This is a genomic window from Pseudomonas sp. BC42 (assembly GCF_021560055.1).
Lineage (GTDB): Bacteria > Pseudomonadota > Gammaproteobacteria > Pseudomonadales > Pseudomonadaceae > Aquipseudomonas.
The window spans coordinates 4,503,099-4,526,929 of record NZ_CP091067.1 but is presented as its reverse complement, the minus strand read 5'-3'; the positions used below and the strand labels follow the sequence as shown (position 1 = coordinate 4,526,929).

Annotated in this window: 24 protein-coding genes; 11 read left to right on the top strand and 13 right to left on the bottom strand. The window is 58.4% G+C overall.

All coding sequences use genetic code 11. The features are described 5' to 3' along the window. Window positions 1-27: 27 nt before the first annotated feature. On the bottom strand, window positions 28-210 hold the full coding sequence (locus L1O02_RS20210) for a type II toxin-antitoxin system HicA family toxin (RefSeq protein ID WP_042942436.1): 183 nt from the start codon (window positions 208-210) through the stop codon (window positions 28-30). 270 nt (window positions 211-480) lie between these two features. On the opposite strand from L1O02_RS20210, the gene L1O02_RS20205 reads away from it, so the two are divergent. Continuing rightward, window positions 481-1,026, top strand: coding sequence for a hypothetical protein (locus L1O02_RS20205; protein ID WP_235758586.1), 546 nt, complete (start codon window positions 481-483; stop codon window positions 1,024-1,026). A 607-nt stretch (window positions 1,027-1,633) separates the two neighbouring features. Here the strand turns inward: L1O02_RS20205 and L1O02_RS20200 are convergent. The 3 genes from L1O02_RS20200 to L1O02_RS20190 are packed head-to-tail and all read right to left on the bottom strand — an operon-like array spanning window position 1,634 to window position 3,157. Then, window positions 1,634-2,065: a carboxymuconolactone decarboxylase family protein gene (locus L1O02_RS20200; protein ID WP_016968757.1), complete on the bottom strand. Its 432-nt coding sequence runs from the start codon at window positions 2,063-2,065 to the stop codon at window positions 1,634-1,636. 28 nt (window positions 2,066-2,093) lie between these two features. Beyond that, window positions 2,094-2,714 carry an NAD(P)H-dependent oxidoreductase gene (locus L1O02_RS20195; protein ID WP_102863379.1) on the bottom strand — a complete coding sequence of 207 codons (621 nt, stop codon included), beginning with the start codon at window positions 2,712-2,714 and terminating at the stop codon, window positions 2,094-2,096. Then, a complete protein-coding gene (locus L1O02_RS20190; protein WP_108546320.1) occupies window positions 2,711-3,157 on the bottom strand; it encodes a GNAT family N-acetyltransferase in 447 nt (148 codons plus the stop codon). Before L1O02_RS20190 ends, L1O02_RS20195 begins: the two co-directional genes overlap by 4 nt. Before the next feature lie 87 nt (window positions 3,158-3,244). Here L1O02_RS20190 and L1O02_RS20185 point away from each other — a divergent pair, with 87 nt between their 5' ends. The 6 genes from L1O02_RS20185 (at window position 3,245) to L1O02_RS20160 (ending at window position 9,024) form a co-directional block, all read left to right on the top strand. Next, a complete protein-coding gene (locus L1O02_RS20185) occupies window positions 3,245-4,648 on the top strand; it encodes a PLP-dependent aminotransferase family protein (RefSeq protein ID WP_108546321.1) in 1,404 nt (467 codons plus the stop codon). A gap of 51 nt (window positions 4,649-4,699) precedes the next feature. Further along, entirely contained in the window at window positions 4,700-6,655 is a 1,956-nt protein-coding gene (locus L1O02_RS20180) for a DUF637 domain-containing protein (protein ID WP_235758584.1), read from the top strand. Then, window positions 6,655-7,089, top strand: coding sequence for a hypothetical protein (locus L1O02_RS20175; RefSeq protein ID WP_235758583.1), 435 nt, complete (start codon window positions 6,655-6,657; stop codon window positions 7,087-7,089). The genes L1O02_RS20180 and L1O02_RS20175 overlap by 1 nt, the downstream gene beginning before the upstream one ends. A gap of 372 nt (window positions 7,090-7,461) precedes the next feature. Continuing rightward, on the top strand, window positions 7,462-7,857 hold the full coding sequence (locus L1O02_RS20170) for a hypothetical protein (RefSeq protein WP_235758582.1): 396 nt from the start codon (window positions 7,462-7,464) through the stop codon (window positions 7,855-7,857). Between the two features lie 370 nt (window positions 7,858-8,227). Then, window positions 8,228-8,575, top strand: coding sequence for a DUF3969 family protein (locus tag L1O02_RS20165; RefSeq protein ID WP_108546324.1), 348 nt, complete (start codon window positions 8,228-8,230; stop codon window positions 8,573-8,575). A 125-nt stretch (window positions 8,576-8,700) separates the two neighbouring features. Next, window positions 8,701-9,024, top strand: coding sequence for a hypothetical protein (locus tag L1O02_RS20160; protein ID WP_108546325.1), 324 nt, complete (start codon window positions 8,701-8,703; stop codon window positions 9,022-9,024). Window positions 9,025-9,459: 435 nt separating this feature from the next. Here the strand turns inward: L1O02_RS20160 and L1O02_RS20155 are convergent, their stop codons facing one another. After that, on the bottom strand, window positions 9,460-10,500 hold the full coding sequence (locus L1O02_RS20155; RefSeq protein ID WP_235758581.1) for a hypothetical protein: 1,041 nt from the start codon (window positions 10,498-10,500) through the stop codon (window positions 9,460-9,462). Between the two features lie 18 nt (window positions 10,501-10,518). On the opposite strand from L1O02_RS20155, the gene L1O02_RS20150 reads away from it, so the two are divergent. Next, window positions 10,519-11,220 (top strand): hypothetical protein, encoded by a 702-nt coding sequence (locus tag L1O02_RS20150; protein WP_235758580.1) that lies wholly within the window; start codon window positions 10,519-10,521, stop codon window positions 11,218-11,220. Between the two features lie 591 nt (window positions 11,221-11,811). Here the strand turns inward: L1O02_RS20150 and L1O02_RS20145 are convergent. Beyond that, window positions 11,812-12,093 (bottom strand): hypothetical protein, encoded by a 282-nt coding sequence (locus tag L1O02_RS20145; protein WP_235758579.1) that lies wholly within the window; start codon window positions 12,091-12,093, stop codon window positions 11,812-11,814. A 475-nt stretch (window positions 12,094-12,568) separates the two neighbouring features. Between L1O02_RS20145 and L1O02_RS20140 the strand changes: the two genes are divergently transcribed. Then, a complete protein-coding gene (locus L1O02_RS20140) occupies window positions 12,569-14,992 on the top strand; it encodes an AAA family ATPase (protein WP_235758578.1) in 2,424 nt (807 codons plus the stop codon). 338 nt (window positions 14,993-15,330) lie between these two features. Here the strand turns inward: L1O02_RS20140 and L1O02_RS31130 are convergent, their stop codons facing one another. The 7 genes from L1O02_RS31130 to L1O02_RS20110 form a co-directional block, all read right to left on the bottom strand. Next, window positions 15,331-15,459: a hypothetical protein gene (locus L1O02_RS31130; protein WP_258010304.1), complete on the bottom strand. Its 129-nt coding sequence runs from the start codon at window positions 15,457-15,459 to the stop codon at window positions 15,331-15,333. A 130-nt stretch (window positions 15,460-15,589) separates the two neighbouring features. Continuing rightward, window positions 15,590-16,390 carry an amino acid ABC transporter ATP-binding protein gene (locus L1O02_RS20135; RefSeq protein WP_281063585.1) on the bottom strand — a complete coding sequence of 267 codons (801 nt, stop codon included), beginning with the start codon at window positions 16,388-16,390 and terminating at the stop codon, window positions 15,590-15,592. A gap of 16 nt (window positions 16,391-16,406) precedes the next feature. After that, entirely contained in the window at window positions 16,407-17,648 is a 1,242-nt protein-coding gene (locus tag L1O02_RS20130) for an FAD-binding oxidoreductase (protein ID WP_235758577.1), read from the bottom strand. Between the two features lie 46 nt (window positions 17,649-17,694). Continuing rightward, a complete protein-coding gene (locus L1O02_RS20125; protein ID WP_235758576.1) occupies window positions 17,695-18,405 on the bottom strand; it encodes an ABC transporter permease in 711 nt (236 codons plus the stop codon). After that, on the bottom strand, window positions 18,402-19,121 hold the full coding sequence (locus tag L1O02_RS20120; RefSeq protein ID WP_235758575.1) for an ABC transporter permease subunit: 720 nt from the start codon (window positions 19,119-19,121) through the stop codon (window positions 18,402-18,404). Before L1O02_RS20120 ends, L1O02_RS20125 begins: the two co-directional genes overlap by 4 nt. Window positions 19,122-19,207: 86 nt before the next feature. Beyond that, window positions 19,208-19,960 (bottom strand): transporter substrate-binding domain-containing protein, encoded by a 753-nt coding sequence (locus tag L1O02_RS20115; protein WP_108542694.1) that lies wholly within the window; start codon window positions 19,958-19,960, stop codon window positions 19,208-19,210. A 16-nt stretch (window positions 19,961-19,976) separates the two neighbouring features. Next, window positions 19,977-20,852 (bottom strand): MurR/RpiR family transcriptional regulator, encoded by an 876-nt coding sequence (locus L1O02_RS20110; protein WP_060838506.1) that lies wholly within the window; start codon window positions 20,850-20,852, stop codon window positions 19,977-19,979. Window positions 20,853-20,984: 132 nt separating this feature from the next. Between L1O02_RS20110 and L1O02_RS20105 the strand changes: the two genes are divergently transcribed. Continuing rightward, on the top strand, window positions 20,985-22,046 hold the full coding sequence (locus L1O02_RS20105) for an Ldh family oxidoreductase (RefSeq protein ID WP_235758574.1): 1,062 nt from the start codon (window positions 20,985-20,987) through the stop codon (window positions 22,044-22,046). 225 nt (window positions 22,047-22,271) lie between these two features. Further along, window positions 22,272-23,456 (top strand): porin, encoded by a 1,185-nt coding sequence (locus L1O02_RS20100; protein WP_235758573.1) that lies wholly within the window; start codon window positions 22,272-22,274, stop codon window positions 23,454-23,456. Window positions 23,457-23,831 lie beyond the last annotated feature (375 nt).

Sequence of the window (23,831 nt, the reverse complement as noted above, 5' to 3'; positions counted from 1 at the left end):
CAATACAGGTGCGAAGAATGATGGGAGCTAAAGCAGCCCGGCCAGTTTCCTGATGGCCCTGACCGTTCCCCGGGGCAGATCCTTCTTCGGGTGAGGCACTGGAACGGTGTGGGGCCTGTAGGGATGCTGGAACAGATGATGGCTGCCAGTGACTCGCTCCAGCACCCATCCCGCGGCTTCAAGCTCCTTGATCAACTGTCTGCTTTGCACCTCCATCTCCTTGTCGGGGTGAGAGGTGCTTTATAACTCCAGGCGCATGATAACGTAGGTTGAATTGTGTGTCTGGAGTTATGTATCAAGGGGTGTCGTTCAGCAGGGGCCGGTGTGCTGGGCGGTCCCAGGCAACATGAAAGTGCCCTCGGTTTTTCATGGACGTGCCACTGCCGCCCATTGCACTATTGCCGCGGATTTTCAGTCACCCATCTCCCCCGTCGAAGGCCGATCCGTCGGCGGGTTCATGCCAAGGAAGTCATCAGATCCATGACCGTCAGCGAACTGCTTGTCGCCATTCGTAAACCCTATGTTGAAACCCTGGCGCGTGTTGCCGCAGAAGGGGCGGCGCATGTCGAGCCCGCGTACCGCAACAGCGATGGTTCGCTGGCGGTTGAAGGGGCCATGGGCACGCCTTGTCGGGTGGATGTGATCGCGGCCGAGAGCGGGGAGCCGGTGCAGGTCGATGCCGAAGCTGAGCTGGGTTTTGAGCCTGTGAGGTTTGCGATCGAGCAGATGGCGGTGGGGATCTCGCCCTTTGGCTGGGACTGGTTGCCGCTGGAGGTGCGGGGGTTGAGCCTGGAACAGGCATGCGAGGTTATTCGGGGGTGGTTCTTTGAGTGGTTCGATGGCGAAGATGAGAACCGGCCGACCGAAGAAGGGCTGCAAGGGGTGGTGCATTTTGTGTCGGACCCGGAAGCAACCGAGGAGGGGTACAGGTTCAAGGTTGACTTGGGGTCGGTTCCAGCGGAAGCGCTGGAGGAACTGCTGTTTGCATTGGCCGATGCCGGCGCCACCGGAGCTTTCCTCGGATAAAGAGAGGGGGTGCCAAACGGCGACCCCACGACCGACCTGATATCGCCCACCTGCAACCGATCCCCTGTAGGAGCTGGCTTGCCAGCGAAGCTCGCCAACGATGACGCGCAGGCACCTTCTTACCGAGTGCAGTTGGGGGCGGCTGGTTTACATATCCGTTGCTGCGGGTGCGGCGGCTGGCGGTTTCGCTCTTACAGCGACTCACTTTTGAAAAGCGCAAAAGTAAGCAAAACGCTCCTGCCCCCGCATCCGGCGCCTCGCCTAGGCTCGGCGTTCCCTCGCTCCGGCATTGCTCCGGGGGCCCGCCGCCACAGGCCATCCATGGCCTGGGGCGGCTAGCTCGGCATCAATGCCGAGCTGCCCCCTACGCAACGCCTGCGCTCGGCCTCCTGAAGGGGCAGAAAGATCAAAAGCAAGATCAAGATCAAAAGCCCAAGCGCGTTGTACGCGCTTTCGTAGGAGCCGGCTTGCCGGCGAATTGGCCCGCAAGCCATCCATCGCCCTGGCTGACGCCTGCGTAATACCTGCGCTTGACCTTCTGAAGGGGCAGGAAGATCAAGAGCCAAAGTCCAAAGCAAAGCCAACACCGTCAACGGCGACCTCACTCTCAGAGCTTCATGCCCACCGCCAGCCGGTTAAAGGCATTCATCAAGGACACGGCCAAGGTCAGGTCGGAAATCTCGACCTCGCTAAAGTGCGCTTTCAGCGGTTCGTACAGTGCGTCCGGCGCGCCCTTGTCGTGGACGTAGGTGAGGGTTTCGGCCCAGTCCAGGGCGGCGCGCTCGCGGTCGTTGAACAGTTCGCTGACGCGCCAGCCGGCGAGGCAATCCAGTTTGTCCTGGGCGACTCCACATTCACGCAGGGTCTGTGAGTGCTTGCCTAGGCAGAACGAGCAGCCGTTGATCTGCGACACGCGCAAATACACCAGTTCCAGTAAGGGCAGGCCCAGGGGGCTGGCGGCCAGGGCGGTGTTGGTGGCGAGCAGGCCTTGATAGGCGGCCGGCGACAAAGTGGCAAAGGGCAGTCTGAGTTGGCTCATGGTGAAACTCCGCTGGAGAAAAAAGTGATCAGGCGCAAACAAGGGGGGTGAACAGTGGCTGCAAGGACAGTGCGCTGCGGGCCTCGTCGAGGGTTGCGCGCACCGCTTCGTCGCCGAACACCAAGCCCTGCAGATAAGTGAACTGCAGGTCGAACAGGCCAAGCGTGTTCAGCACCTGGCGCAGGTAAGGCGTGAGAAAGTCCGGTTGGCGTGCCCGCGGGCCCTGGTGAAAGCCGCCGGAACTCACCAGCACATGCACGGGGCGGTCCTTGAGCAGGCCGACCTTGCCCTCCGGGCCGGAGCTGAAGGTGCGGTGAATGCGCAGCACGTAGTCGATCCACAGCTTGAGCGCCGCCGGCAGGGTGAAGTTGTGCATGGGCGTGGCAATCAGCAGCACATCGCAGCGCTCCAACTCACGAATCAGCCCTTCGGACACCTCGAACAACGGCGCGTCGAAGGGCGTGGCGGTGGTCAGGGCGTGGGCGTAGTCCAGGCCCAGCGGTGGCAACGGCTGCGCCCCCAGATCGCGTTCGACCAGTTCGAGCTGCGGATAGCGTTGGCGCAGGGAACTCAGCAGCTCCAGTGCCAGCCGGTGCCCCTGGGAAACCTGGCCATGGGGGCTGGCGTTGATCAACAGGACAGTGTTCATGCCGGCTCCCCACCGCGAAGCCGCTGGGTGAAGTGCATGCCGCGGGCCAGCAACCCCTGGCGGAAATAGAAGCGCTGGGCCAGGGGCATATGCAGGCCGGTATCCAGCACGAAGTGCTCGCATTGACGCTGCACGGCCTCATCCCGCACCGCACTCAACAGCCGCGCTCCCAGGCCGCTGCGCTGCAGCTCCGGGCTCACCACCAGGTCATCGACGTAGATGAAACGCCCGTAGAGCAGGTTTTCCAGCTCGCGGTAACCGGCCAGGCCGACGATGCGCTCGGCGTCCCACGCGGCGAGCAAGCGGTAGCCCTGTTCGGTTTGCCGGGCCAGTTGGGCGACATAGGACGCCGGGTGGGTGAGGTGCGGGCGCAAGACACGCATCACGTCGAAACTGGCCGCCAGGGCCGCCTCGCTATCGAGGTGTTGAAGGGTGTAGGGCATGTCCGTCATCCGCTGCAAAGAGATGACCCACTGTAGAAGGCCGATGGCTTAAGCTACAGGGCCAAAAAATGCATAAATGACTAGGCCATGATCCTTCCTTTCGAACTGGACCGCAGCCAGACGGCGCCGATCTATCGCCAGCTGTACCAGCGGTTTCGCGAGTCCATCGCCGATGGCCGCCTGCGTCCGGGGGACCGCGTGCCGGCGGTTCGCGCCTTGGCCGCGGAGCTCAACCTGGCGCGGGGCACCGTGGAAGCCGCCTATCAACTGCTGATAGGCGAGGGTTACCTGATTGCTCGCGGGGCCGCCGGGACCATTGTCACCCCGCAACTGGCGCCGATTTGTGCGCCCGTGCAGCGCGCCCCGGTGGCAGCAACGACCCACCAAGCCACCCATGCCGGCATGTCGCCCCTGGCACTGCAAATGGGCCTGCCAGCGCTGGACGCCTTTCCGCGCAAACTCTGGACCCGCCTGGCGGGCCGGCAACTGCGCCAGGCGGGCGTCGAAGGTCTGGTCTACCCGGACGCGCGCGGCTACGCCCCGCTGCGGGCGGCCATTGCCTCCTACCTGGGGATTTCCCGGGGCATCACCTGCCACCCGGAGCAGATTTTCGTCTGCGCCGGCTATCGCGCCTGCCTCGACCTGATCAGCCACACCTTGATGCGCCCAGGCGCCACCTGCTGGCTGGAGGAGCCCGGCTACTTCATGGCCAGGAACGCACTGCTGGAAGCCGGCGCGCAGTTGGTGCCGGTGCCCGTGGACGATCAGGGCCTGGACGTCGCCCAAGGCATCGCCCGCGCCCCAGAGGCCGGCTTTGCCGTGGTCACCCCGACCCACCAGAGCCCGCTGGGGGTGTCGCTGTCCCTGCCGCGGCGCCTGGCCCTGCTGGACTGGGCCAACCGCCAAGGCAGCTGGATCATCGAGGACGATTACGACAGCGAATACCGCTACCAGGGCAAGCCCTTGCCGGCCCTCAAGAGCCTCGACCAGCAGGGCCGCGTGCTCTACACCGGCACCTTCAGCAAAGTCCTGTTTCCAGGGCTGCGCCTGGCCTACCTGGTGGTGCCCGCCGAACAGACCCCAGCATTCGCCCGCCAGGCGGATTGTTTGCACAACCACTGCCCGCACCTGCAGCAGGCGACGGTCGCGGCCTTTCTCAACGAGGGGCACTTTGCCCGGCATCTGAACAAAATGCGTGGCTTGTATGCGCGTCGGCGGCAATGGCTGGTGGAGGCGTTGCACCAGCAGGTGGGGGGGCGTTTGCAGATAGACCCGCAGGCGGGGGGCATGCATGTGGTGGCTGGGCTGGGGGAGGGGGACGATGTGCAGATTGCCCGGCGGGCTCGGGGGGAGGGGATTGCGGTGGAGCCGTTGTCGCAGTGGTATCTGGGGGATGGGGGGAGGCAGGGGTTGGTGATGGGGTTTACCAATGTGGGCAGTGCGGAGCAGGCGGTGAGTGTGGCGGAGCGGTTGGGGCGGGTTGTTGGGTGAGAGGGGAAACAGGTCGATCAACAGAGCGTTAGCCAAACCATCGATGCGATGGTGCAAGCGGACCCCAAGCTGGCTTGGATGAAGCAGGCGGAGGCCCGTGGTGATATCGATTGGCGCCAAGTCAAAGAAATTCACGACAGCTTCAAGTATGAGTCCTCTGGCCTCGGCGCCGGCGCCAAGATTGCCATCGCTATTCTGATGTCTTTCATCCTCGGCCCCGCTGGTTTGGGGTTGAGTGGGTCAAACCTGGCAGTTGCTGCCAGCCTGAGCACGACCGCGGTCACTAGCACCATTGATAACAAGGGCAACCTTGGTCTGGCGGTGAAAGATACGTTCAGTACGGGGAGTCTGAAGAACGCTGCGATTGCAGGATTTACTGCTGGGCTCCTTGATCACGCCGACGACAAATGGTTCACGGCAGCCGATGGCGCGGGCTCGGCCACACAGGGTATTCAACCCACGGATGGTGCTGCGGTAGGTGCGGCGAACTCCTCCAAAGATATCTTCCGTTGGAGTAATGCGTCTGATGCGGCGACTCGTACCGTTGGGCGAGCGCTTATCTCGAGCGGAGTGTCCTCGGCCATTGGGGGAGGCAGTTTCGGCAGCAACTTCAGTGCAGCCTTGATGGGCGAGGCCGGCCAAATGGCCATGGCCTCCGGCTTCAACTGGATTGGTGACAACGCCATTCATTTTCCAGATGCAAGCGTCCAAAAAGTGGTTGCTCACGCGATCATGGGTGGCTTGTTGGCTGAGCTGACGGGCAGTGACTTCAAGACCGGCGCAGCGGCAGCAGGGCTCAATGAAGTCATGGTGAGCTCGATGGGCGACCTGGGCCGGGATAACAAAGAGCTGAGGCTGGTTCTATCGCAACTTACCGGCTTGGTAGCGGCTGCGGCAGTCGACGGCGATTTGGACAAAGGCGTTGCCATCGCCAAAGGCGCCACTCAGTACAACCATGACCTGCATGAACCTGCGGCGAAACAGATGGCCCAGCAAGCGCTGGACCAATGTCGCGAAAACCCACTGCTATGCGACATGGGCATTGATTTCAGCAAGTTGACGGTCGACGACATCGTTTTTGCCATGCGTGTAGAGGGGGAGCATGGAAAGGGGATAGAGAACGCCAAGCCTGAAGCAATCGCTTTTGTTGACGGCTTTATGTTCAGCAGAGCTCCTCACATAGTTGGCGATTTGTACACTGAGACGGAGTCTGAGCGGTATAGGCTTGGTGTTGAGGCTAAGGCGAGCTTGGTACTGGCGGTCATCAATCTTGGCAATGGGATTCGTAGCTTTGGTAACTACCTGCAAGGATTGGTGAGGGCGACGCCAACAGGTGTACCTGTCGCCAAGGCTGTGGATGAGCTTGCGGCAAAAGGAACTGGTGGTGCGGGGCAAGCCGCCAAGAATCCTAATTCGACCAGTGCGATGACGGATGCCGAGGCGGGAATGCCCTATAGTCATCCGGTGAAGCCAGCTGCAAAAGAGACCGCGAAGAATCTAGTCTCAGGGGAAACTAAGGTTGTAGGTATTGATAAGCCAGCGGCTAACGATGCTAATTTTACGTTGGCATTACCTTCAGGAAAGAAAGGCTCTGTAGTTAGGGGGGCTTTAGAGGAACACGAGTTTAAACAGGCATCTGATATCGTTTCCTTTAGAGGAGGTCAATTTAAGGGGGCTGATACACCTAGTTTTGCGGGCATTGATGGCTGGCTTGATGGTGTTCCTGTTCAACTTAAGACAATCAAAGGGACTAGTATAAATTCGGTTAGAAGAAATATTCTTAGTGGCGCTGAAGACATGGCTAAAGCTGGGTATAAGGGGGATTTGTATATTGATGCAGCTAGTACAGGAGTGTCCATGGAGAAAATGTTAAGTCACTTTAAGTCGGGGTCCCCAGTCTCAAATGTTGTTGGTGAAGGGGCGGTGAGTAATATTTATATAAAAACTCAGGATGGCTGGATGAATATATCCTCTGGTCGAGTTTCTCAATATAAAGGGTGGGAGTGATGTCATCTGGTTTATTTGTTCCGATCAAAGAAGTCCCAAACTTTCAAAGCCTCCTAAGAGAGCTGCTTACCTTCCTTTCTGGTTTTTTTTTAGAGGCAGGTCAATTAAGGGTCGGTGTGAATCTCGGCGGTGGGGGGGAATTGATTGATAGTTTTGTCTTTGTGCATGATCAAGAACAGGAGCCTCTTTGTTGGATTGGTTTTATGAGGCTTCCTGAAGATTCGAGAGAGGTTTCAGAGGTGGATTTACCTATTGTTGCTGAAGTTACAAGGAGCTCCAAAGAAAATATGTTGTTTTCGGTGGCAGTTGCTTGTGCGATAGGGAAGGCTTTCGGAGGGCGAGTGATATATGATGATGCTCATGTGTATTTTGATTGCAAGAAAGATGTTTATACTCTCTTGGAGAGTGAGGAGTATCTTTCTGTTAGATTGTGAAAGTGTTTGATGAGTTTGGTGGAATGTGTTTTTGAGCTGGGCGGATACTGTGCTTTTAGTTAGATGTCAAGGTTGAAATGGAGCTGCTTTGTACCGCCCCTTTCTGTTTGTGCGAATTTTCAACAGGCTGCGTTTTGCTAGGATTCTTAGGTTTCAGAGGTTTTGGTAGATATTGCTAAATGAGAAATACTGGCTTTTGATGGTGAGGCTTAAAAGTCAAAGGGTGCAGTGTTCTTATCTATAAGGATGGGGTTCATATCAATCAGTTAGATCGGTAAGTGGATTGCGTTGTTGTTGGGTTGTAGGGGGGGTTATCGGGTTTATTAGTCAGTGTGCAGGGAAGGTTTGTGTTCTGTTAATTGAGTATGAAAAATGGAGAAGTTCGAACTGTCCAAGCTCGAATATCCCGCGATGAGAGAGGAACTGATCTCTTACTTGGAGGGGTTGTCTAGTGTTGATTATCAATACAACGCTTGGGTATCTAGAGCGAACCCTGATATAGGTTATGATGAGTTTAATTATGCTGTTCATTTTTTATACGATGACACTGATTTGGCAAACGATCCTCGCTCTTGGATTGGAATTGTGCTGAGAGGGGAAAGCGAAGTTGCAGCGATTTCTGATGTTGTTAACAGTATTGACAGGGTTTTTGATAAGTATGGGACTTGTCTTACAGATGCGGAGTACTTGACGAAGCCTGAATGGGTTGATGTTGTTGAGTCATCAAAAAGAGCTTTAATAATATTTTCTCAGATGTTGTCGTTCTGATTTTGTCTGGTACTTGAAATTGAGGAACCCCAGCTTGCGGCGTGGTTCTTAATTTACCCTGGTAAGATCACTGACCTATTCTTGCCGACCTTGATTCTGATCTTTCGAGTGACCTAAAAACCTGTCTGCTTCAGCCAGCGGCTGGCTATCACCGGTCTATACCTACTTTTCGTACAAAACCTAAGTAGTAGCGACGGTCAAGTTTTTCCCGCTGTAGAGCCCGGCAAATGGCTGAAGGATTATAATGATGGTTTTTTGAATGGGAAGAAGCTATCGGTGCAGTATTTTAAAAGTGAAGGTGGTAAGTTGCTCGGTGTAAAAATATGATTGCAATAGGACGAGGTGGTAGAACTAAAGGAGTAATGCTTTGATGAAAGATTTTTCGTTGATTGTAGAGGTTTTTGGGGCTGATGAAGTTTGCAGGGTCATTTCTGCACTGTCCATTGGTTTGTTAACTTCGGTTCGCTCTGGCTTGATGTCGCTAGAGGAGGCTGAGCAAATTCTTTTTACACCGAGAACTGAGAAAGTCTTAAGAGATAAAGGTGTCTCTTCTGTTATTTGCGATCTTGTACTTGAATGTTGTGAACTAGAGGATGTGCTTAGCTTGTTGCCTCATAGGTATGAGAAAAATATAGATATGCTTGTTGAAAGGTTTTCAGGGGTATTGAGTAGTATTTGTGCGCCAGATATGCAGTGGAAGCTTGCAAGGCTGCGTTGATAAAGAGTTTAAGTTAGAGCAGGTTTGCTCGTGTTCGAAATGAGTGTGGTGCGATTTGGACAAAGGCGTTGTCATCGCCAAAAGCGCCACCTATGTTCCCTAGGGAAAAGAGATAGTGAAGAATAATGATTAGGGTTCTGCGGCTGAATGAGTTGCTCGTCGCTCACAACTGCTTGCATGCCATTAGTATTCAGTTGAACGAAGATGGTGTGGCTTATGATTTATCTCTATCAATTTCGGACTCTGAAAAGGCAGGGGCTGATGTCGTGTGTGTCAGATTTATTGATATCAGTCATTTTGCGTCCCGTGATATTGGTGGCGGATTGACTCAGTTGATGCATATGACCGTGAGTCAGTTGGATTCGGGTTTTGACCGGATGCGTTATCAGTTGGTCGATCTTGAAGATAATAAGTTGTCATTTTACTTCTCATCATTTTCGGTTGAGTAGAGGGAGCAAAAGAGAGCTAGCCCGTGATTGGAACTGTGGTGTAACTGGTCGTCTCAATGCAGTCAGGTGATACAGCTATTTGGCCGTCGAAACCTGTAGCCGCTGTCGAGCGCAGCGAGGCTGCGCACGAGGACGCAGTCCTCGCCAAACCTGCCGATGCTTTTCATCTGGCTGCATACGGTTCTGTGGACATATCCGTTGCTGCGGTCACGGCTGCTTAGGGTTTCGCTCTTACAGCGACTCACTTTGGAAAAGCCCCAAAGTAAGCAAAGGGCTCCTGCCCCCGCATCCGGCGCCTCGCCTAGGCTCGGCGTTACCTCACTCCGGCATTGCTCCGGGGGCACGCCGCCACAGGCCATCCATGCCCAGCTGCCCCCTGCTCAGGGCGAAGGCGGCATACGTGCGTCGGCCAGTATTTTCAAGCCGCACTCCGCTTCAACGTTGCCAGCAGGCCGTGAAACGCTTGCACACCTCAAAGCGCTGATCCAGATCGGCCATGCGTGCCTGATGTGCGCTCAGTGTTTCCTTAAGCAGTGCTTGCTGGGCTCGGTAGTAGTACTCCAGCATTTCATTATTGGTCGACATCGCCTTGCTACGGTCGGCCGCTTCGCTGTTGGGCAAAAGTTCCTTGATCGCAGGGGTGTCGAGCAGGCCCAGACGGTTGGTGTAGTAGTCCTTGTACAACTGCAATGAACGGGCCTTGGTGCCCCTCATCTCATTGGAGAACTGCTCCAGGTTCTGTTGATATTCAGTCCAATAGGCATCGGGCAGGCTGAAGTCGAGGCGCTGTTTGCGTTCCGCTACGGATCTGTCGAGCAGTGTTTTCTGGACCGAAGGGGAATCCTCGGCGTCGGGCTGCATTTTCGCGATGACACTCGCGTCGACGATCTGCGCGATCAGCGCTGCACGCTCCGCTGACTGCGGTTGTGCTTCGGTGGGCTTGGGGAAAATAGGGTTGTGGCCGGCGCAGGCGGGCAGGCCTTTGTTGGTCAGCACGATCGGCGTGCGCACAGTCTTGCCATCGATCTGGCGCAGACGGCTAAGGGTGACCTGGCAAGTGCGACCTACTTTGCGGAAGTCCGCTTCGTACTCGCCGCCGCTCTGCGGGGTGAAGTTGAACCCCACGGTGCACACGCTGCCGGTGCTCAAGGTATTGGCTCGCGCGAATAGCTCATGGCCCGGTTGCAGCCGCACTTCCAAGTAGGCCTTGGCATCCTCGGGTGCAGCGGCACTCATGTCTGCCCGTCGCCGGGTATTGGCGCTGAACAGGTTATTGAGCAGCCCCGTGGTTTGGCCGCCGCAGTGTTCGGCATCGAACAAGTCGAGCGTCGAGCTGTCACTGCTGCTGATAAAGCGCAGCTTCGCCGCATCGGGGGCACTGGCGTCCGGGTAGGTGCCATTGAAACTGCACCCGCCAAGTACCAGCGCGGCAATGCTTACAGCGCCACGCACGCGCCATTGGGAAAAACAGAACATGTTGATAGATCGTCCTTGATGCACGAGTGGGCGAAAGGCCATCATGCTAAAGAAGGCAGGCGCCGCCGTCCAGCGCGCCTGTCGTCCCTGAATTTTCTGGGGTTTTTCTTTGTCTCCCACCGAGGTAGCGGAATGTTTGGCTCGCGCAACATCTTTGCAATTGGCCTGATTGGATTACTGGCTGGTTGTTCGTCAATGCCAGCTGAAATGGCCTTGAATTCGCCTGTTTACAACGCGCAAAACGCGGGCCTAGTGGTCGGCGCGCTGCTGGAAGGCGGCCCCTACGGAACCTACCTTGAGTTTCGCGATATCAAGAGCGGCAAGACTTATGGCTGGGGACCCAAGGATGACTACTCGGCATGGCTACCTGCCGGTGACTATGAAGTGAGCCGCCTGGGTCATCGTCGCGGGGTCATGGGGGCTTACTCCAAACCGCTGCGTTTCACCGTCACCCAAGGGCAGCTCAATTACCTTGGCGAGATGGTCTACGGCTGCTCGGCCGTCGCGCAACCGGCTGCGGTGTACGGCGTATTGAACTGCGGGGCCCTCGCGCTTGGAGAATGCACCGTCCCTAGCCCTAACGTGAACGTATGCGTGGTGGATCGCCAGGATCAAGCGATCAAGCATTTTTTGCAGCAACACCCCGAGCAAGCCCCTTTACCCGTGCGTAACGCGGTTATGTCGGCAGCGGCCTCTGGACCGAGCGTCCGCTTTCCCTAGGCTTTGTGCGAAAAGCCTTGGTGCTCGGTGACGCTGCGTTACTTTCGATACTCATGCGCATCGCTGCAAATAGGGCCCTGGCTATGGGCCCAAGGTTCAAAGGGGGGAGGGTAGTTGATGAGTACCGTGTCGCGGTTGAATGAGCTGCTTGTTGATCACTGCCTCTCATCATTCGAAACCTGTAGCCGCTGTCGAGCGCAGCGAGGCTGCGCACGAGGACGCAGTCCTCGCCAAACCTGCCGATGCTTTTCACCTGGCTGCATAGGGTTTTGTGTACATATCCGTTGCTGCGGTCACGGCTGCTTAGGGTTTCGCCCTTACGGCGACTCACTTTTGAACAGCGCACAAAAGTAAGCAAAACGCTCCTGCCCCCGCATCCGGCGCCTCGCCTAGGCTCGGCGTTCCCTCACTCCGGCATTGCTCCGGGGGCACGCCGCCACAGGCCATCCATGGCCTGGGGCGGCTAGCTCGGCATCCATGCCGAGCTGCCCCCTGCGCAACGCCTGCGTTCGGCCTTCTGAAGGGGCAGGCAGAGCAAGAGCAAAAGCCAAAGCAAAGCGCGTTTTACGCGCTTGTTGAGTTCAATGGCGTTCAAGCCTCTTGCTCTGTTCGCCACTGAATCACCTCCAGCACCGCGCAACCCTCCCGGGTGAGCAGATGCACCCCTCGGGTTACCCGTGTCAGGTCGCAGTCGGCAATGTCTTTCAGGTTAAGCGTGGACAGCGTGTCCATCAGATCCCGCACCACGGTGAAACGATGGGCCGCACTGCTGGCCAGATCGCTCAGAGAGGCTTGGGTGTCGAGGTAGAAAACGGCTTGGTTGGCGTCGTGGGTGTCGACGGGGGAGAAGCGGGAAATCGATTGATCGTCCATGGTCGTTACTCGTTGTAGAGCTTCCACCGTTTGCGGCCAAGCAAATGGAGGGTGGCAGCTGTGCGAGGGTTGGCCGACCGGCTACAACGACACCGGCACACCCGAAGGTGTCCCGCACACAGCCGCCATAACACAGAATCGCAGGCACAAAAAAAGCGTCTGCAATGGTGTTTTGGACGCTGATGCGTCGTTGTAATTCGACCGGCCAAGGTCGTTCGCGGATTTTGCCGCGAGGGCGAACTATAAGGGTAGCGTTTGCTCAGTACAACCATGTGTCGATGAGGATGTTTGAGGCGGTATGTCATGACGACGCCAATGGTCACGGCAGGTATGTGATGAGGTTTAAACCCCCTCATGCTTTAAACCGCTACATGCCAGGAGTCAGTAGCCACCGACGGAAATCGGTCAGAAGCAGACACTCAAAGCACCAACTAGACTGGAGTTGATTCAAGTCCACCAAGGTAGGAATGGATCAATGATTAGTCAGGTAGACATCGCAAGTTTCGGCAGCTTCTCCGGGCTGGAGTGGAAAAAAGCCGTTAGAGACAACGGAAAAAACATTAAGACCTTCCAGCGTTTAAATATCATCTACGGGCGCAACTACTCGGGCAAGACGACCCTTTCTCGTATCTTTCGTGCACTGGAGACGCGTAGGCTCCCTTTGAACTACGTTGGATCGTCCTTCACCGTTACGGGTGACAAGGGTGCTGTTACTTGCTCGGACCTATTGACTCACGACTATGACGTGAGGGTCTACAACCGCGATTTTGTGACTGATAACCTCAGCTTCTTGGTCAATCAGGATGGCGGTGACATCAAAACCTTCGCCATAGTTGGTGAGCAGAATAAGGAGATTGACGAAGCCATTGCTACTATCGAGGCGACGCTGGGAAGCGTTGAGGCAAAAGCTGGCCTTCGCTTTGACCTTGAGGCCACGAGAAAAGAGCGCGACCGCACCAAGATTGAATACAGTAACGCCTTCACTGCACTGGAGGGCAAGCTGCGTTCGCATGCCGCTGACAAGATTAAGAAAAACCGCCAGTACGGCGTTCCCGTGTACAACATCGACCACATCAAACGCGACATTGCCGCTATTAATAAGGCTGGATTCGTTCCGCTTACGCTCCAGGAACAAGCTGGAAAACTTGCACTGCTCAAGCAAGAAGCTTTGCCTGACATAACGAACACGCTTGCCATTACCCTCCAGTTTGACTCCTTGAAAAGCCTAGCAGATCCATCTCTATCCAAAGTGATCACGCCGACTAAGCCCATTCAAGAACTACTCAACGACAGCATATTGCAACTGTGGGTCAAGCAAGGTATCGCCCACCATCGAGATAAACGCAAAGTCTGTGCCTTCTGCCGGCAGAGCTTGCCTCATGACATTTGGCAGACGTTAGACGAGCATTTCAGCAAGGAGTCCGGTGATCTTGAAACCGCTTTAGACAACGCCATCACCTTAGTCAATGCAGAGATCGCGGCCGTCGCTGGGTTTGTTTCGTTGAGAAGCGATCAATTTTACACAGAGGAACGTTCTGACTTCGACACGAGGAGCACGGCACTCACCGATGCATTGGGCGTCTACAAAAAAGACTTGGAAGCACTTAAGAAGTTGCTGGAAACACGAAAAAGCAATCTTTTCCAAACCGTTGCACTTCTGCTTCCACGACACGACCCCAAAGAAATTCAGACGCATCTAAATGTCATCAATACGTTGATTGCCAAGAACAACGGGAAGACAAAGACGCTGGAAACAGACAAGGCTACCGCGAGAGATGCGCTTCGGTTGACTGACGTGTTTGCGTTTGCGGACGCTATTACCTATGAAGCGGAGTCGGCCCGTATAGCAGCCCTCAAGATCAACGCCGATACTGCAGAAATGGCATGTACGAACGCAGAAAAAGAAATTCGTAACGCCGAGGCAGAAGTCCAAAGCTTAAGAACCCAGCAGAAGGATGAGCGTAAAGGAGCTGAACGAGTTAATTCCCTACTCAACAACTTCTTTGGTCATGACGGCCTCAAGCTTGAGCCTCGCGACAGCGCTGACAAGGCAACTATAAAGTTTGAGATCACACGAGACGGCAAGGCCGCCTACAACCTGAGTGAGGGCGAATGTAGTTTGATTGCATTTTGCTACTTTATTGCCAAGCTAGCTGATCCAGAAAGCAAAGATAAAGAACTGATAATTTACATTGATGATCCGATTTCAAGCTTGGATAGTAATCACGTATTTTTCATGTATAGCTTGATTGAGAGTTTGATTGCTAAGCCGATAAAAAAATCTGATGGTTCAAACACTTATCGCTATCAGCAGCTTTTTATTTCAACACACAACTTGGACTTTCTTAAATACCTCAAGCGTCTGTCTATTCCAACAAAAAAAATACCTGCGGGCGAAGCTAAAGCTAAGAGTGTTTTCGATCATGAGCATTTCATGATTGAGCGCCACGGAGCAGAAAGCAATATCCTAATCATGCCGTCTTATCTCAAAGACTACATAACTGAATTTCACTACCTGTTTCATCAGATCTATAAGTGCAAAGACCAAGCTGCTGCACAAATTAGCCACGAACCATTTTTTGGCTTTGGCAATAATCTGCGAAAATTTCTTGAGGCTTATCTTTTCTTCAAGTACCCCTACCATGACGATAGGAACGACACTTTTGAGCGGATAAAGAAATTCTTTGGAGAGGAAGAGAATATAGCCGTTGCCCTTGTAAATCGTCTTAATAATGAGTTTTCTCATCTAGAAGCTGTTCCAGACAGAAGCTTTAAGCCAGTAGAAATTCCCGAGATAGCCAAAGTGGCAAACTACGTCCTAGACAAAATATATGCCTCTGATGCTGTTCAATATAATGCGCTATTGAAAAGTATTGGCGAGCCCGAAAGAATAGCTTGACGTATAAACATTACAGAGCATCTGCCGCCAAGGCGTACAGTGTCTCTGTAATGTTAAAGCGTACGCTGTAAATCGCTGATGATTTTCTAGGCTCTTTCGAGGGGTCGGTAGCTGCCTGTCACTAACGGTAGATCAAGTAATTTACTGTTGGCTGTGATCATTGCAGTACGCATTTTTTCGGTTAGGCGATTTATCCCTTTGCTGAGCTTTGATAAGGCATCGATCCATAATCTTATATTTCTTTCGTTTACTACACGGTGCAATTGATCATTGTTGTAGTAGTAACAGATAGACCTGTATGTAAATAAAAAGCAGCTCTCGGGAGCTGCTTTTCGATCCTATTCCCCCTTTTTATGCTTATGGGGTTTCAGGTCTGGATGCTCTTTCTGCTTTTCGGGCGTGACTCTCTGTCTTTTGTCCGCAGTGCCATCTTCGTTTTTTCTTTTCGGGCCAGGTTTGATACTCATGGTCGACTTCCTTTATCGCTTGGGTTGTTAAATCCTATTTTTAACTAGTCCAGCCTTTTATAGCTGTCAACAGGAAGCGGCTAAGGTGCGCTTGGTCATGGTGTCGGAATTCCGTAGCAAATTGCTTACCTCAATGCACAATCTGCGCAAGAAACGCCTTAGCCCTCTCACTCTTCGGCGCCCCAAAAAACTCCTCCGGCGGCGCATCCTCCACAATCCGCCCTCCATCCAAAAACAACACCCGCTCCGCCACCTGCCGCGCAAACCCCATCTCATGGGTCACACACAACATCGTCATCCCACTCCCTGCCAGTTTCACCATCACATCCAACACCTCACTCACCATCTCCGGGTCCAGCGCCGAAGTCGGTTCATCAAACAACATAATCTTCGGCTCCATGCACAACGCCCGTGCAATCGCCACGCGCTGTTGCTGCCCGCCAGACAGCTGGCTCGGGTACTTATCCGCCTGATTCTCAATCCCCACCTTGGCCAGAAACCCCCGCGCCAACTCTTCAGCCTTTTTCCGCGATAACCCCCGCACGGTCATCGGTGCCAGGGTGCAGTTGTCCAGCACGCTCATGTGCGGGAACAGGTTGAAGTGCTGGAACACCATGCCCACTTGGCTACGCACCTGGGCGGCTTCGCGGGTGTTTTGCGAGAGGTCGGTGCGGTCCACCAGGATGCGGCCTTTTTCGGCAATCTCCAGGCGGTTGATGCAGCGAATCAGGGTGGATTTGCCGGAGCCCGAAGGCCCGCAAAGGACGATGCGTTCGCCCTGGCGCACTTTAAGATCGATGTCGTGCAGTACATGGAAAGCACCGTAGAACTTGTTCACCCCGGCAATATCGATCACCACTTCGCGTGGGTCGGCAGCGGGGCGGGCAGGCGCTTCGGATGCGGCGGGAAGCGGGGCGGTCTGGGTCTGCATGGCGGTTCTCCGTCGGTCAGTTGAAGCGCTCGGCGCGGTAGGGGGTGGGGTCGGTAAAGGGCGTTTCGCCGGTGACCATCTGCGCCAGCAGTTGGCCGCTCACCGGGCCCAGGGTCAGGCCGTGGTGGGCGTGGCCGAAGTTGAACCACAGGCCGGGGTGGCGCGGGGCCGGGCCGATCACCGGGCACATGTCCGGCAGGCACGGGCGGCGGCCCAGCCAGGGTTCGGCGTCGAGGCGTTCGCCCAGGGGGTAGAAGTTTCGGGCCAGGGCTTCGCAGCGGCGCAGTTGGATTTCGTTGATCGGGTCTTCACAGTCGGCAAATTCGATGCCGGTGGTCAGGCGGATGCCGCCCACCATCGGCGCCAGGACGTAGCCCCCCACCGGGTCGAGGATCGGGTGCTGCAGGCGGGTGCCGGGCACGGCGGCGTAGTGCATGTGGTAGCCGCGCTTGATCGCCAGGGGAATGCGGTAGCCCAGGGGTTCGAAAATGCCGCTGGCTTGCGGGCCCAGGGCGACTACCACTTCCCGGGCGGTGATCGGGCCGAGTTCGCTCTGTATCTGCCAGCCGCCTTCGATCTGGGTCAGGGTCAGGGCATCGCCGATGACGAATTGGCCGCCGCGTTGCTTGAACAGTTCGGCGTAGCCGCGGGTCAGGCCGCCGGGGTCGCTCACGGTCTTGGGGTCGAGCCAGTGCAGGCCACCCACGATGTCGGGGTGCAGGCCGGGTTCCAGGGCCAAGAGTTCGGTGCGGTCCAGTACCCGGTAGTTGAGTTCGTAGTCCCGCAGGTCGGCGGCGGCGCGCTGGGCGAAGTCGAAGGCCTGCTGTTCGTTGAAGGCTTCGAGCCAGCCGCCGTCGGCGATCAGCTCCAGCATGTTGGCCGGGCGGGCCAGGGCCAGGTGTTCGGTGACGCAGCGTTCGATCAGCGGCAGCATGGCGCGGGTGGCGGCGGCCAGGCCCTTGGGCGAGGAGTGGCGCCAGTATTGCAGCAGCCAGGGGCCGGCCTTGGGCAGGTGGCGCAGGCTGTAGCGCACGTCCGATTGCTGGTTGAGGCCGTAGCGCACCAGCTTGGTCACTTCCCGGGGGAAGGCGTAGGGAATCACGCTGGCGCGTTCGATCAGCCCGGCGTTGCCGTGGCTGGTGCCGTTGCCCGGGGGCTGGCGGTCCAGCAGCACCACTTGGCGGCCGCGGGCCTGCAGGTGCAGGGCGCTGCTGACGCCGACGATTCCGGCGCCCAGAACGAGGGTTTGGCAATGCATGTTTCAGTCCTTATGACAGGGGCCGCGCGGCGGCCCGCTAAAGGGTTCAGTTCAGGTGCCGGCCCAGGCGGCCTTCCAGGTATTTGAGGCTGCGCCGTACCACTTCGACGATCAGCAGGTAGAGCACCGCGGCCCACAGGTAGATCTGGAAATCGAAGCTGCGGGAGAAGGCCAGTTTGGTCACCCCCATCAGGTCGTAGATGGTCACCAGGGAGGCAATGGCGCTGGCCTTGATCATCAAGATCAGCTCGTTGCCCAGAGGCCCGATGGCGATCAGCAGCGACTGCGGCAGGATCACTTTGCGAAACGCGGTCCAGCGCGACAGGCTCAGGGCCTTGCAGGCTTCGCGCTGGCCCTGGGCCACGGCCAGCAGGCTGCCGCGCAGGATCTCCGCCTGGTAGGCGGCGGTGTTCAGGGTGAAGGCCAGCAGGGTGCAGAACCACGCGTCGCGGAAGAACCACCACAGGCCCACGTCCTGCCAGAAGCCTTTGAACGAGCCCAGGCCGTAATACAGCATGAACAGCTGGGCCAGCAGCGGCGAGCCGCGGAAGAAGTACACGTAGGCCCCGGTGAAGCGCCGCAGGAGCTGATTGCTGGACAACCGCCCGAGGGCGATCAGCAGGCCGAGCACGGCGCCCAGGCTGAAGGAAATCGCCACCAGCTTGGCGGTCACCAGCAGGCCGTCGATAAAGCGCGGGCCGTAGCGTTCCAGCAGGTCCTGGTTGAGGAACAGGTTCAGCAGGTCATCCAGGCTCATGGTTGCAGGCTCCGTTGCGCACGGTTGAAGCGCCGTTCAAGAAAGCTGAACAGGTGCCCCGACAGCGCCGAGAAGAACAGGTAGCCAAAGCAGGCCACGCTGTAGAACAGCATGGGTTCCTTGGTCACGCTGACCGCGAGGTTGGTCTGGCGCATCAGGTCCACCAGGGAAATGGTCGACACCAGGGAGGTGTCCTTGAGCAGCGACAGCCAGTTGTTGGAAAGCCCCGGCAGGGCGATGCGGGTCAGTTGCGGCAGCAGCACCCGGCTGAAGGTGGTGCGCCGCGACAGGCTCAGGGCGCTGGCGGCTTCGTACTGGCCCTTGGGCAGGGTCTTGAACGCGGCCAGCCAGATCTCGCTGGAGAAGGCGGCGAACACCAGGCTGAAGGCGATCATCGCGGCGACAAAGGTATTGATCGCCACTTCACCGGGGTAGCCCAGGGCGCCGAGGATCTTCTGCGCGGCAATCTGGCAGCCGTAGTAGATGATCAGCAGGGTCAACAGCTCCGGCAGGCCGCGAAACACCGTGGAAAAGGTCGTGGCCCAGGCCCGCGCCCAGCGGTTTTTCGAGCGTGCGGCCAGGGCTACCAGCAAGCCCAGGGGCAGGCCGATGGGCACGCAGGTCAGGGCCAGGGCGATGGTCACCAGGGCCCCGGCAAGCAGGGCCGAGCCCCAGCCGCCGCTGGCAAAGGACAGGAGTGACAGCTGTTCGAACATGCGCGAACCCTCTGGAAGATTGAACCGTGCAGGGCGCCGCCGCGCTCAAGGGAGCGCGGGGCAACGGCAGCGGCAAAGGCGGGCGGTCAGTAGATGTCGAAGGCGAAGTAGCGGCTGGAGATCTGCTTGTAGGTGCCGTCGGCGACGATCGCGTCCAGGGCCTTGTTCAGGCGCTCGCGCAGGGCGTTGTCTTCCTTGCGCACGGCGATCGAGGCGTCGGCGGTGGTGCCGTTGACGTCACCGATGATCTTGCAGCAGTCCTTGCCGGCGCTTTCGGCCCAGGCCAGCAGCGGGAATTTGTCGGCAATCACCCCGTCCACGCGTCCGGCGGCCAGGTCGCTGTTGGCTTCGTCCAGGGTTGGGTAGAACTTCACGTCGGCGCCGGCCGGGCCGTAGTGGTCCTCGGCGTAGATGGCCTGGGTCGAGGAGGCCTGGGCGCCCACGGTGCGGCCCTTGAAGTTGGTCTGGGCGTCGGTGATGTCCGAGTCCTTGGCCACGGCTACCGACAGCGGGGTGCGGTAGTAGTGGTTGCTGAAGGCGATCTTTTTCTTGCGCTCGTCGGTGGCGATCATCGAGGCCACCACGGCGTCGTATTTCTTCGCCAGCAGCGCCGGGATGATGCCTTCCCAGTCCTGGGCGACGATCTGGCATTCGACCTGCATCTGCTTGCACAGGGCGTTGGCGATGTCCACGTCAAAGCCGTGCAGCTGGTTGTTGGAGTCCACGTAGTTGAAGGGCGGGTAGGCGCCTTCGGTGGCGATCTTCAGGGTTTCGGCCTGGGCCGCGGAGGCGGCGAAGACCAGGGCGCAGGCACTGGCGAAGCGGATGACGTTGTTCATGGAGCACCTCGGTTATTTATTGTTTTGCGCGGGTGGACGATGTGTAGCCAACAAATTCGTTATGCAGGGCGGCCGTGGCTTCCAGGCGTTTTTCCACCTCGGGGCCCAGGTGCTTGCACACCTCGTTGATCAAGAGGTGCACCAGCGACAGCATGGCCGCGGTGGATTCCCAGAACAGGTTGAACTCGGTGGGCACGCGGAACACCTCGTCGGCGTTCTGCTCGGCCCAGTCGCAGAAGGTGTCGGTGACCAGGGTCACCGGAATCCCCGCCTCGCGAGCCTTGTGGCACAGGGTCAGGGCGTGGCGCGAATAGCGCCGGGCCTCGAACACCACCAGGGCGCAGTCTTCGGCGGGGCTGAGCAGTACGTCGGCGAAATGCCCGGCAGAGCCGTCCACCAGGTGCACGCCGTCGCGCAGGTATTGCAGCAGGTGGACCATGGAGGCGGCGATGCCGCGCTCGGTCTGGAACCCCGCCACGTACACCCGGCGCCGGCTGGCCAGGCGCTGGACCACGGTCTGCCAGGCCGGGGTCAGGCTGTATTCGTAGACCTTGACCAGCGCCGCCACTTCCAGCTCGAAGCTGCGGGGCAGGCCCTGGGCCGCCGGGTTGGGCTGCTGGCGAAATTCCTGCAGGCGGTCGCCCACCAGCCACGGGCCTTCGCCGAGGTCGTTCTTCAGGTCGTTTTTCAGATCCTTGAAATGGCTGTAGCCGATGGCGCGGCAGAACCGGCCGACGCTGGATTCGCTGACGCCGAGTTTTTCGGCGATGTCGGCGGCGGTCTGGAAGGGCAGCTCATAGAGGTTGGCCAGCATGTAGCTGGCAATTGCCCGGCCCGACGCGGTGGCGCTGGACAAGCTGCTTTCAAGGCGTTGTTTGATGGGCTGGCTCATGGCCGCTCCTTGTTTTTATTGACCGCTGGAAACGGAAAATGAAGGTTTTCTGTCATGAAGTCAACATTTGACAGTTAACTGGCGTGACGCGATAGTCAGGCCCCTTCCAATAACAATTCCAATGGAGCTGCAATGACCGACGCGAACCACGCGACCGTGGCGCAGGCTGATGTCGAGTACCTCGACCTGCCGGCCTTGACCGACTTGCTGCAACGGATTTTTCTTCGCCACGGCACCTCTGCCGAGGTGGCCCGGGTGCTGGCCGACAACTGCGCCCGCGCCGAGCGCGATGGCTCCCACAGCCACGGGGTGTTCCGCATGCCCGGTTACCTGTCGTCCCTGGCCAGTGGCTGGGTCAACGGTCAGGCCGTGCCGCAAGTGGAGGATGTGGCCCCCGGCGTGGTGGCGGTGGACGCCGGCGGCGGCTTTGCCCAGCCGGCCCTGGCCGCGGCCCGCGCGCTGCTGCTGAGCAAGGCCCGCAGCGCCGGGATCGCGGTGCTGGCGATTCGCAATTCCCATCACTTCGCGGCCTTGTGGCCGGATGTCGAGCCCTTCGCCGAAGAAGGCCTGGTGGCCCTGAGCCTGGTCAACAGCATGACCTGCGTGGTGCCCCATGGCGCCCAGCGCCCACTGTTCGGCACCAACCCGATTGCCTTCGCCGCCCCCCGCGAGGGCGCCGAGCCCATCGTCTTCGACCTGGCCACCAGCGCCATCGCCCACGGCGATGTGCAGATCGCCAAGCGCCAGGGCCAGCAGCTGCCCCCGGGCATGGGGGTGGACCGCGACGGCCAGCCCACTTGCGATCCGGCAGCGATTCTCGACGGCGGCGCCTTGCTGCCCTTTGGCGGGCACAAGGGCTCGGCGCTGTCGATGATGGTGGAGCTGCTGGCGGCGGCGCTGACTGGCGGCAACTTCTCCTTCGAGTTCGACTGGTCGCAACACCCGGGAGCGCAAACGCCGTGGACCGGGCAACTGCTGATCGTCATCGACCCCAGCCACCTGGGCGGCGGGCATTTTGCCCAGCGCAGCGGCGAGCTGGTGCGGCAGATGCAGGCCGTGGGCCTGGAGCGCATGCCCGGGGACCGGCGCTACCGCACCCGGGCCAAATCGCTGGAGCACGGCATTCCCCTGGCTACCGCCGAGCTGGCGCGGTTGCGCGCGCTCGCGGGCGACGATAAGACGGGCGACGACTGAACGGCCGACGACTTAAGGACTTCATCCCTTCGCACCCGGGGCCATGAGCCCTTGGTGTTACTCCAGGTAGTGGGCCCGGTAGCGGTCCGGTCGTGGATCGGATTTGCCGCTCCCTGCCAGCCCCTCCAAAGCACTGGCAATCTGCCTCCAAGGCAGCCTGTCAGTGCCCTGGGGCCCTTTCGATAATCGCCTCCGACATTTCGTCCCCCGTTTGCGGAGCGCGCCATGCATAACAATAAGAACTGCCAGTACCCCCTGATTCCGGCCCTGCTCGTCGGCCTGTCGACCCTTGGCCTGGGCACTGTCGCCGAAGCCGAGATCATGCTGTACGACAAGGACCAGACCACCTTTTCCACCGACGGCTACATCAACGCCTTCTACGTCAACAGCAAGGTCGACCGCGCCGGCGAGCAGTACGACCGCCGCCAGGCGCGGGTGAAGATGGGCTTTCTGCCCAACTACCTGGGCTTCAACATGGGCAAGCAGGTGGACGACCTCAAGCTCGGCGCCCGGGCCTCGTTCTGGGTGACCATCAACGACAGCGAAACCAACGGCACCGACACCGCCATTGACGTGCGCCAGTTCTACGGCACCGTGGCCAACCCGGAATGGGGCGAGGTGCTGATCGGCAAGGACTTCGGCCTGTTCGCCCGCTCCAACATCCTGCTCGATGAAATGCTTGCCGGGTACGGCCAGGTCAGCGACAGCCTGGGGCTGGTGGACGGCGGCGGGGTGTCGTTCGGCAACATCGGCAGCGGTTATCCCTATCCCTTTCCGTCGTCGCAGATCACTTACCGCAGCCCGGTGATGGACGGCCTGCGGGTGGCGGTGGGCATCCTCGACCCGGTGGACACCAACGACAGCAGCGCCCTGGGCAAGGCCTACCAGAAGAACCCGCGCACCGAGAGCGAGGTCACCTACCAGTTCGACCTGGGCGGGGCCAAGTTCTACAGCTGGCTCAACGGCAGCTACCAGACTTCCGACAACACCGACCCCAACGTGCAGTCGGTGACGTCCAAGGGCCTGGGCTATGGCCTGCAGGCCAAGATGGGCGGCCTGTCCCTGACCGGTTCCGGGTTCCAGGCCAAGGGCATCAACCCGTTCTTCACCAACAACGCCGGCGAAGCCACGCTGCGCAACGTGGACAGCAAGGGCTACCTGCTGCAGGGCTCGTACAAGCTGGGCAAGAACCGCCTGGCGCTGTCCTACGGCAAGACCAAGGACGACGGCAACGGCGTGGTCGGCAGCGGCGCCGACTACCAGACCCGGGGCGTGGCGCTGTTCCACGACATCAACGACAACCTCAAGCTGGTGGCCGAGTACAACCAGTTCGAGATCGACGGCCATCACACCAATGCGCAAAACGAAAACACCAACACCTTCGCCGTGGGTGCCGTGCTGACCTGGTAACCCCAGCGCCGGCCCTGGCGTGCGCATCGCGCCCGGGCCGGCGCCCCCTCCATTCCCCATATCTCCCGCATGTCCCGTAGGAGCCGGCTTGCCGGCGAAGCGGCCCTCAAGCCTTGCACCAGCCTGGATGACGCCTTCGCTGGCAAGCCAGCTCCTACGGAGGTCGCGCCGCGCATTCCCCGCCTATTTTCCGCATTGGGGCATTCCCCGTAGGAGCCGGCTTGCCGGCGAAGAGGCCCTCAAGCCTTGCACCAGCCCGGATGACGCCTTCGCTGGCAAGCCAGCTCCTACGGAGGTCGCGCCGCGCATTCCTCGCCTATTTTCCGCATTGGCGCATTCCCCGTAGGAGCCGGCTTGCCGGCGAAGAGGCCCGCC

Excerpts from the sequence above, each read along its gene's own strand:
- L1O02_RS20200 (WP_016968757.1), bottom strand. The coding sequence starts at position 2,065 with ATGAGCCAACTCAGACTGCCCTTTGCCACTTTGTCGCCGGCCGCCTAT.
- L1O02_RS20145 (WP_235758579.1), bottom strand. The coding sequence starts at position 12,093 with ATGGACGATCAATCGATTTCCCGCTTCTCCCCCGTCGACACCCACGAC.
- L1O02_RS20160 (WP_108546325.1), top strand. The coding sequence starts at position 8,701 with ATGATTAGGGTTCTGCGGCTGAATGAGTTGCTCGTCGCTCACAACTGC.
- L1O02_RS20100 (WP_235758573.1), top strand. The coding sequence starts at position 22,272 with ATGCATAACAATAAGAACTGCCAGTACCCCCTGATTCCGGCCCTGCTC.
- L1O02_RS20175 (WP_235758583.1), top strand. The coding sequence starts at position 6,655 with ATGTCATCTGGTTTATTTGTTCCGATCAAAGAAGTCCCAAACTTTCAA.
- L1O02_RS31130 (WP_258010304.1), bottom strand. The coding sequence starts at position 15,459 with ATGAGTATCAAACCTGGCCCGAAAAGAAAAAACGAAGATGGCACTGCG.
- L1O02_RS20135 (WP_281063585.1), bottom strand. The coding sequence starts at position 16,390 with ATGCAGACCCAGACCGCCCCGCTTCCCGCCGCATCCGAAGCGCCTGCC.
- L1O02_RS20170 (WP_235758582.1), top strand. The coding sequence starts at position 7,462 with ATGGAGAAGTTCGAACTGTCCAAGCTCGAATATCCCGCGATGAGAGAG.
- L1O02_RS20105 (WP_235758574.1), top strand. The coding sequence starts at position 20,985 with ATGACCGACGCGAACCACGCGACCGTGGCGCAGGCTGATGTCGAGTAC.
- L1O02_RS20195 (WP_102863379.1), bottom strand. The coding sequence starts at position 2,714 with ATGAACACTGTCCTGTTGATCAACGCCAGCCCCCATGGCCAGGTTTCC.
- L1O02_RS20120 (WP_235758575.1), bottom strand. The coding sequence starts at position 19,121 with ATGTTCGAACAGCTGTCACTCCTGTCCTTTGCCAGCGGCGGCTGGGGC.
- L1O02_RS20150 (WP_235758580.1), top strand. The coding sequence starts at position 10,519 with ATGCACGAGTGGGCGAAAGGCCATCATGCTAAAGAAGGCAGGCGCCGC.
- L1O02_RS20110 (WP_060838506.1), bottom strand. The coding sequence starts at position 20,852 with ATGAGCCAGCCCATCAAACAACGCCTTGAAAGCAGCTTGTCCAGCGCC.
- L1O02_RS20165 (WP_108546324.1), top strand. The coding sequence starts at position 8,228 with ATGAAAGATTTTTCGTTGATTGTAGAGGTTTTTGGGGCTGATGAAGTT.
- L1O02_RS20125 (WP_235758576.1), bottom strand. The coding sequence starts at position 18,405 with ATGAGCCTGGATGACCTGCTGAACCTGTTCCTCAACCAGGACCTGCTG.
- L1O02_RS20155 (WP_235758581.1), bottom strand. The coding sequence starts at position 10,500 with ATGTTCTGTTTTTCCCAATGGCGCGTGCGTGGCGCTGTAAGCATTGCC.
- L1O02_RS20205 (WP_235758586.1), top strand. The coding sequence starts at position 481 with ATGACCGTCAGCGAACTGCTTGTCGCCATTCGTAAACCCTATGTTGAA.
- L1O02_RS20190 (WP_108546320.1), bottom strand. The coding sequence starts at position 3,157 with ATGCCCTACACCCTTCAACACCTCGATAGCGAGGCGGCCCTGGCGGCC.
- L1O02_RS20140 (WP_235758578.1), top strand. The coding sequence starts at position 12,569 with ATGATTAGTCAGGTAGACATCGCAAGTTTCGGCAGCTTCTCCGGGCTG.
- L1O02_RS20115 (WP_108542694.1), bottom strand. The coding sequence starts at position 19,960 with ATGAACAACGTCATCCGCTTCGCCAGTGCCTGCGCCCTGGTCTTCGCC.
- L1O02_RS20130 (WP_235758577.1), bottom strand. The coding sequence starts at position 17,648 with ATGCATTGCCAAACCCTCGTTCTGGGCGCCGGAATCGTCGGCGTCAGC.
- L1O02_RS20185 (WP_108546321.1), top strand. The coding sequence starts at position 3,245 with ATGATCCTTCCTTTCGAACTGGACCGCAGCCAGACGGCGCCGATCTAT.